A 7,091-nucleotide genomic window follows, 5' to 3' on the forward strand; every position below is an offset into this window, starting at 1 on the left:
CGCCCGCATTCAGAGCTGCCTCCAATGGGCCGCGCTCGCCCCTGTTCCCTTTGCTGTGGTCGGTCCAGACGGTGCGGCGGCGGCGCTGCCCGGTGCTGACTTCCTGGTGATCGACAGTGAGGGCCGCCCCGGTGTTGACGACCTGGCCGAGCTGGCGGCCACCGTCGAGGTGATGCTGATTCCCTGCGGCCCCTCACGCTTGGAGCTGCAAAGCGGGCTGGCGCTGTGGCGAGCGCTCAATGCTAGAGGCCGCGTAGAAGCCGTGCGCCTGGTCCTTACCCGGACACTGCCCAACGCCCGCGCTGGAATAGACGCCAGGGACGCCCTGCGAGCTGCCGGGGTACAGACCTTAGAGACGGTGGTGAGGCGCTATGCGGCCCATGAGCGGGCTGCCGAGCTGGGCGGGCTGGTGCGCGATGTGCGCGACCCCAGAGCCGGTGAGGCGTGGGCTGACATTCAGGGCGTAGCGCGTGAGGTGGCCGGATGACCAAGAAAGGGCGGTACACCTATCTGCAAGGGGAACAGCCGGAAGTGCCGGGTAAGCAGGAAGTGCTAGCACAAACTGGAAAACCCGGTAAACAGGCCAAAAATCGGCAGTCAGTCGCATACAAAGAGCCGAAGCAAGCACTAACAGGGACAATCTCAAAACGGACGGGTGTGTTAGCACTTCCGTCACTGTTGGTTGACCCGGCGCAATACGCTTTGCCTCCTCAACGGAAGGGGCGGCGCACGGAGCCGGGTCTGAAGCGCACGGACATTCCGCGTGAACAGCTCAACGTCCGTATTCGACCAGAGCTGAAGCGGGCGGCGGCGGGCCTGGCCGGACTGACGGGGAAGACGCTGGGGGATGTGGTTGAAGCGGCGCTGATCGAGTACCTCAGCCGGGAGAGGAAGTAAAAAGCAGCGCAGAATTTGCCGATGTGGCACCCTCAGCGCAGCCCAGGGCAGGCCACGAGCGGAGTGATGTGGCCGCTATAGCTCGCAGACCACGCGCATGGCCTCATGCAGCGGCCCGTATTCACCGGGGGTCAGGTTGCCCAGGAAACGGAAGAGGCGTGAGGCGTCGAGCGCCCGCGCCTGATCGATCAGGACCACCGAGTCGCTGAGCAGCCCCGCCGACCCGGCAGGCAAGACGGGATAGAGGTCTGGAGCGGCGCTCACCCAGCCCTGCCCCCGAAAGGTGGTCACCGGGGCCAGCAGCAGCACCGGGAAACGGGGGCGCCCTGCGTTCGACGGCAGACCCACCACCACCGCCGGGCGCGGCCCTTCCTGCTCATGGCCGCTGGGGTCATGTTCGGGGAAGTTCGCCACGAACACGGCGCCCAGGCTGAGGGCGGCGCCCGTCACTCCCCACCGATCAACAACTGACCGTCAGCGCCCACCCTGACCGGCTGGCCCAGGGTGTAGGGGTCCGCCTCGCCCCAGTCATACGGCTCAAACTCGCCCAGCCGTGAAGCGTCGCTGCCCAGCCAGGCGCGGGCCTCGCTGTCAGGGTCAGTCACTGTAACCGCCGTGAGCAGGTCGGCGGGGCTGACCTCATGGCCGGTCAATTCTTCGAGCGTGGTCATGACCGCGCCCAGGGTGCCCAGGTCCACACGGGCCACGCTGCCCCGCGCCAGGGCATAGACCGTGCCCCGGCTGACCCGGCCCTGTGCCGCCTGGGCGAGCCGGTAGGCGCTCAGGCCGTGCGTATCCAGGTAGTGTTTCAGGGTGAATTCAACCGTTCGCATAGTGCCGGTATCATAGCACTAACGCGGCACTGTACCATACCCCAATATACCCTCACTCAACAACTGATCTTGCGCTTTTTGCCGCGTCTACGGCCATGTGGTCTGAGGCTGTGGTAGCGCTGGGCGTGCTGATAGGCTAATCTGACCTCAGCAGCCTCACGGCAAAAGCGAAATCGCCCCCATCCTGTCAAAGAAGTAGGCGATTTCAAGCGGCCAGGGTGCACCCTGTACCAGTAGTTTAGCGGCTACGGCGCAAGGTTCAAGGGGTCCCCTTGCACTCTTCCTTATTAGAAGTCCTCAGCCGTACCCGCGCCGCCGTCCAGAGCCGCGCCCAGAGCCATTCTAAGCTCCCTGAGCTGACGGCCCCGGTTCGCCCGGTCCCTGTGCAGATCAGGCCCGATCCACGCTTGATGGACCCACCACCACCCCGAATCCTGGCCCTGTTCCCATCTTTTGAGGCCCTGATTGGCGCCGTGAAGCTCAGCGCAGCCGAGCGGCGGGCGTACCGCCTCCTGCATCGCCTGGCTGTGGACGTGGCCCGTGAACGGCGTTACGAAGCGACCCCACACCAGGTCGTCTACCACTGCCCCGCCGTCACTATCGCGGGCGTGCTGGGCATCACGGACCGGCACCTGCGCCGCCTGGTGGCTGGCCTGGAGCGGGCGGGTCTGCTCGACTGTGGCGGCCACGCCCAGCAGATCGGAGCGCGGAGCCTGTACGACGGCACGCTATGGGCCGTGCTGATGATCCCCAACACCGAGCCGCCGCGCATCCGGGCCGAGGACTGGCGGCACAACTGGCGACCGACCTTCGAGGCCGATGTAGTGGGCAAAACCGGCGCAGCTCTGGAAATGTCCGAACTACTCTTAGAGCACGTCGAGCCGGAAGACAAGTACAGGGCAGCAAAAGCCAGGGCCGCTGTTCCTGGCGCGTCCAGCACCCCCGCTGCTCCCAGTTCGGACATTTTCGGCCCGGCCAGCCTGCGAGGCGTGATAGACGGCGTTGCGGCGCTCTGGCGACTGCACAGCAGTAAGCGCCCCCGCGCCGTGGGTGTACTGGCTTCCCAGATCGCCGCTGCCTTGATCGAGCCGGAACGGCGGCGGTACTGGTGCCGGGTCCTCTGGCAGGCGCTGACCGCCCAGGACGAGGGCCGCACAGGTGGACTGAGCGCCCTGATCGGCCAGCTTGACCGGCTTGTGGCTGATCTGGTGGAGGGCGCGCCGTGGCGATCACCGGGGGCGGTGCTGGCCGCCCGGCTGAAAGGAGCCTTATGAACGACCATCCCTTAACCCTCAACGCTGTCGAAGGGGTCCAGATACGATCCCAGAATTTTAGCAAGCCAAGTTTCTAGCGCACTAAAATTCTGGACTGGTGGTCTTGACCTAATAGCTCCTAGAAAAAACGCCTCTGGAGATCTATAGTAAACAACAAATGACGCAAATCACGCAGATTATAGACCGAAGTCAGGAAGACCAGATTCGGAAACTTGAGTCCGAGTATTTTAATTGGGTAAATAATCGACTGAATAGTGAATTCCAAATTACTTTAGACATCGAGAAGATGATTACTAAAGACATGAACGATATGAATATATACTTTCCCCCTGACGGAGGAATGTTTTTAGCCGAGGTAGATCAACTGTTCATCGGTACGATCTTCTTAACCAAACTCCGGCAGGGCGTTGGGCAAATTAGACGAATGTACGTCCGCGATGAATACAGAAGACGTGGCATTGCACGTAAACTGTTCGAAACAGCTATTGAAAGTGCGCGTAATATAGGATACTCACAACTTTTGTTAGAAAGTCCAAAATCTTGGGGTGCAGCGCATGCTCTTTATCATGATTTAGGCTTTAATATAGTTCAGATGTATCCTGAAAGCGAAGTGCCCGAGCATTTAAGAGAATACTGGGTTTTTATACAGCTTAATTTAGAATAGCCCGTATCGGTCAGTTGAAGCGACGGTAGAGGGAGTAAATCTGACCCGGACGAAGAATCTAGGGAGGAGGCCAGAGCCGGAGCGTGGTAACGTTTCCCTCCAGGGCTGCACGACGACCCAGACGGCATCCACGCCAACTAAACCCAGGTCCGGAAAAGTAAGCAAGATAAGTTTTTCGTCTGATCCTTTCAGGATCACCCGCTCAACACTTGCCCCAAGCCCAGCTTCCCAGTCGGACGCGAACTCACCAAACCACCCGGTCATCAAAAAAGCCTAGACTTTTCCCATGCCACCGCGCAAAACCAAGTCGGATGGAACCGAGAACGTCCATACCACCAGCGGCAGCCGCAAAGTCAGCGTGGTGCTGCCGCCCGCCCTGGCCGCCCGCGTCGAACGCCTGGCCGACGTGCGCGGCGAGCGCCTGACCACGGTGATGGTCAGGCTGATCGAGGCCGGAGAACGCCAGACCCACGAGGACCTGCGAACCGACGCCCTGGCTTCCCTCCGCGCGGAGCTGCTCGGCCTGGTCGGTGACCTGGGCCAGCAAGTCCGCCGCGAGGTCCAGGGCCAGGCCCACCGGCTCTCTCACCTGCTGGCCCGCACCGCCCTGGAGAGCATGGCCGCCCGCAACACCAGCGGCCAGATCCTGTTCAAGCTCTACGGCGATCAGGACCGCGCCCGCGAGCTGTACGCCAGCGGCTGGACCCAGGCGGTCGAGCGCCTGAAAAATCCCAGTCCCGGCGTGCGCCAGTCCCTCAACGAGATCGCCGCCAGTAGCGGCGACCTGGAACCGGGTCTGCTCTCCCACCTGGCCCAGAGCACCCAGGAGCTGCAATCGACCCTGGCCGCCGTCCCCGCCCTGGCCGAACAGGTCGCCGCCCTCGAAGAGCAGGAGCACGTCACCCAGACCCAGCTCACCGAATTGCAGAGCCGCATCCGGCAGATGCAGCAGGCCGTCCTCTCCGCTGTGGCAACCCTCAACCACGCCGAAGAAGAATTCCGGAACAAGCCCAAAGGCTTGTTCAACCGCTGATGCCGCGCACCTTCGCGGTGGTCAAGGCCAGCTATACCCGCAGCGGCGGCGAGGCCAAAGCCTCGGTGCGCTACATGCAGTACCGCCACAGCGAACAGGCCGAGCGCCACGCCCGCCCGCTGTTCGGCGCCCACGGTGAACTGAGCCGCCAGGAGGTCTACGCCCAGCTCGACCAGGCCGCCCGCAGCGCCGAGAAGACCTACTTCTACCGCCTGACCCTCAACCCCGGCGAACACCACGCCGACCTCTCCGAGGACGAGCGCCGCGCCTGGGCCACCGAGGTGATGACCCGACTGGAAACCCACGGCGTTCAGGTTCGGAGCTGGGCAGGCGTCAGCCATACCGACCAGGGCCAGCACGACCACGTGCACCTGCTGGCGGCCACCTCGCGCACTTTGCAGAAAGACGAGCTGGCCGACCTGCGAACCTTCAGCCGCCAGGCCTACGACGCCCAGCGCGAGCACCAACACGAGCTGGGCGTCTATCACGACCATCCCGACAACGCGCAGCAGCTCAGCCAGCAACACCAGCACGAGCGCAGCTACGAGCAGGACCAGGCGCAGGCCCAGATCGAGCAGGAGCGGGCCGCCCACTGGGACTTCAGCCTGTGAGCCGACTTCACGCCACAGCCGCCTCACAGGGGCGCTACGCGCGTGGGGAAGGCGACCCCCCGACCGCCGCAGAAGGCACAAAAAAAACGACCCGCAGGCCGCCTTGATTCCTACAATATAGCCCGGTATGCAGCCGCCGTCAAGCACCATGCGTCCGATGCGTGGGGCCGGTTCGCAGCCAAGTGAAATGGCATGGCAGGAAGACGATATTTATCTGAGGGGAAGCCAGCTAATCCCCTGACATTCGCCGGGATAGAATCACCATGATATGAAAGATTTTGAAGTGTGGTGGCAGAACGTCCCAGAAAATCAGAAACCGATCTGGATGGTCCTTTGTTATGCGGTGATCCTCGCCCTCGGCATTGATCTGGGCAGGACGCTCTATAGCGTTTTGCATTAGGCCGTCCGGCCTCTTGTCGGCAGGTATGGGAGTTGAGAATTGACGCGCCGTCGCGCCGCCTAAGTCGGCCCTGATCTCCCCGAAAAACCCTTTTGATAATGTCTGTTATCAAGATTTTTGGCCTGATTGATCCGAGGCGGTCCAGCGGTCAAGAATGTTTTAACATTGAAGCAATCCCATATTTTTACTCAGCATGAGATAGTTTGACCTCGAAATAATCGGAGAAAGACCGATTCCTGACACAGATTTCTAAGAACTATGATACAAAGGTGAACATGCGCCATATACCAGCAGAACTCCCTGACCGCCCTGAACCTCTTACGCCGAGATTCAGGGCGCTGCCCTTGCTGCTCGGGTTGCTCTGTCTGATTCTTGCCGCCTGTGGAGCGGCACCGACCCCGACCCCCGCGACAGCACCCCAGGCAACGACCCCGGCGAAAGCATCCAGCCACGTCAACAGTGAACCGCTGAGCACAGCGTTCAACCTGTATACCGACGGCTCGGTCTTCAAGCTCAATCTGCCCGCCTCGGTCCCTGACGGGTCACAGTGGACCATCGAGCCCGCCGACCTCGGCCAGTTGCGCGGATCGGGTCGCCAAGGTGAGTACGTCCTGCCCTCGGGGCTGAGTGCCGAGCGCACCGTCACCCTGTACTTCAGTGTGCCCGGCGCGAAAGGCGGCTTCGAGCGCAGCCTTCAGTTGCGTCTCAAGCCGCAGAGCCTCAAGCCTCAAGGCATTCAGCCTGGCCCAGCCGGAAGCACCTACTGTGCCGACGAAGGCCAGGTCTGCACCTTCACCGGCACCAAGCTGATCGCTTACGGTGCCAACGGGACGTACGCCTACCGGGGTGCCACGAACACGGTGGACTGCAACAACCTGGTCTTTGGTGACCCCCTGAACGGCGTGGTCAAAGCCTGCTTCGTCACCGACCAGGTGCTGCCGGTCGGTCCGGCGAACACCACCTTCTGCGCGTTCGAGAATCAGTTCTGCGGAAGTGCGACGCCGCATACCGTGTCTTACGGTGCCCAGGGCACCTTCACGACCTTCAACTCCAACGGCGTGTTCACCTGTAACAACGACGCCTTCGCAGACCCGCTCCCCGGCGTGGTCAAGGCCTGCTTCCTGAGTGCCAACGAGGTTCAGCCTGCTGGTCCGACAGGGACGACGTTCTGCGGCCTGGAAGGGAACCGCTGCGATTTTGTGGGCACCAAGATCGTCTCCTACGGCTTCGGGACGAAGTACGTGTCGCAGACCCTGACAGGCGGCGTCGATTGCCTGAACAGCGTTTTCGGTGACCCGATTGTCGGGAGCGTCAAAGGCTGCTTCGTTCAGGATGTTACCGGCGGTGGCGGTGGCAGTGGCGGTGGCGGTGGCGGTGGC

9 protein-coding genes and 1 pseudogene are annotated in these 7,091 nt (G+C 62.2%); 8 read left to right on the forward strand and 2 right to left on the reverse strand.

What is annotated here, in order from left to right:
* Both Q0R23_RS16695 and Q0R23_RS16700 read left to right on the forward strand, forming a co-directional pair.
* On the forward strand, positions 1–487 hold a 487-nt coding region (locus tag Q0R23_RS16695; protein ID WP_293914827.1), incomplete at its 5' end, for a ParA family protein.
* Positions 484–897, forward strand: a complete 414-nt coding sequence (locus Q0R23_RS16700) for a hypothetical protein (RefSeq protein ID WP_293914828.1) — start codon at positions 484–486, stop codon at positions 895–897. The genes Q0R23_RS16695 and Q0R23_RS16700, both read left to right, overlap by 4 nt.
* Before the next feature lie 75 nt (positions 898–972).
* On the opposite strand, the gene Q0R23_RS16705 is transcribed toward Q0R23_RS16700, so the two are convergent.
* Both Q0R23_RS16705 and Q0R23_RS16710 read right to left on the reverse strand, forming a co-directional pair.
* Positions 973–1,347: a type II toxin-antitoxin system PemK/MazF family toxin gene (locus Q0R23_RS16705; protein WP_293914830.1), complete on the reverse strand. Its 375-nt coding sequence runs from the start codon at positions 1,345–1,347 to the stop codon at positions 973–975.
* Positions 1,344–1,730 carry a helix-turn-helix transcriptional regulator gene (locus Q0R23_RS16710; RefSeq protein WP_293914832.1) on the reverse strand — a complete coding sequence of 129 codons (387 nt, stop codon included), beginning with the start codon at positions 1,728–1,730 and terminating at the stop codon, positions 1,344–1,346. The genes Q0R23_RS16705 and Q0R23_RS16710 overlap by 4 nt, the downstream gene beginning before the upstream one ends.
* Positions 1,731–2,002: 272 nt before the next feature.
* Between Q0R23_RS16710 and Q0R23_RS16715 the strand changes: the two genes are divergently transcribed.
* The 6 genes and pseudogenes from Q0R23_RS16715 to Q0R23_RS16740 form a co-directional block, all read left to right on the forward strand.
* The gene (locus Q0R23_RS16715; RefSeq protein WP_293914834.1) at positions 2,003–3,004 is read left to right on the forward strand and encodes a hypothetical protein; all 1,002 of its coding nucleotides are present in this window, start codon (positions 2,003–2,005) and stop codon (positions 3,002–3,004) included.
* 157 nt (positions 3,005–3,161) lie between these two features.
* Positions 3,162–3,668, forward strand: a complete 507-nt coding sequence (locus tag Q0R23_RS16720; protein ID WP_293914836.1) for a GNAT family N-acetyltransferase — start codon at positions 3,162–3,164, stop codon at positions 3,666–3,668.
* Positions 3,669–3,954: 286 nt separating this feature from the next.
* Positions 3,955–4,701 carry a hypothetical protein gene (locus tag Q0R23_RS16725; protein WP_293914837.1) on the forward strand — a complete coding sequence of 249 codons (747 nt, stop codon included), beginning with the start codon at positions 3,955–3,957 and terminating at the stop codon, positions 4,699–4,701.
* Complete coding sequence (locus Q0R23_RS16730) at positions 4,701–5,312, forward strand: hypothetical protein (protein ID WP_293914838.1); 612 nt, start codon at positions 4,701–4,703, stop codon at positions 5,310–5,312. The genes Q0R23_RS16725 and Q0R23_RS16730 overlap by 1 nt, the downstream gene beginning before the upstream one ends.
* 268 nt (positions 5,313–5,580) lie before the next feature.
* A complete protein-coding gene (locus tag Q0R23_RS16735) occupies positions 5,581–5,712 on the forward strand; it encodes a hypothetical protein (protein ID WP_293914840.1) in 132 nt (43 codons plus the stop codon).
* Positions 5,713–5,981: 269 nt separating this feature from the next.
* A pseudogene (locus Q0R23_RS16740) lies at positions 5,982–7,091 on the forward strand (hypothetical protein); the annotation flags it as partial.

This window comes from Deinococcus sp., from assembly GCF_025362455.1.
Classification (GTDB): Bacteria; Deinococcota; Deinococci; order Deinococcales; family Deinococcaceae; genus Deinococcus.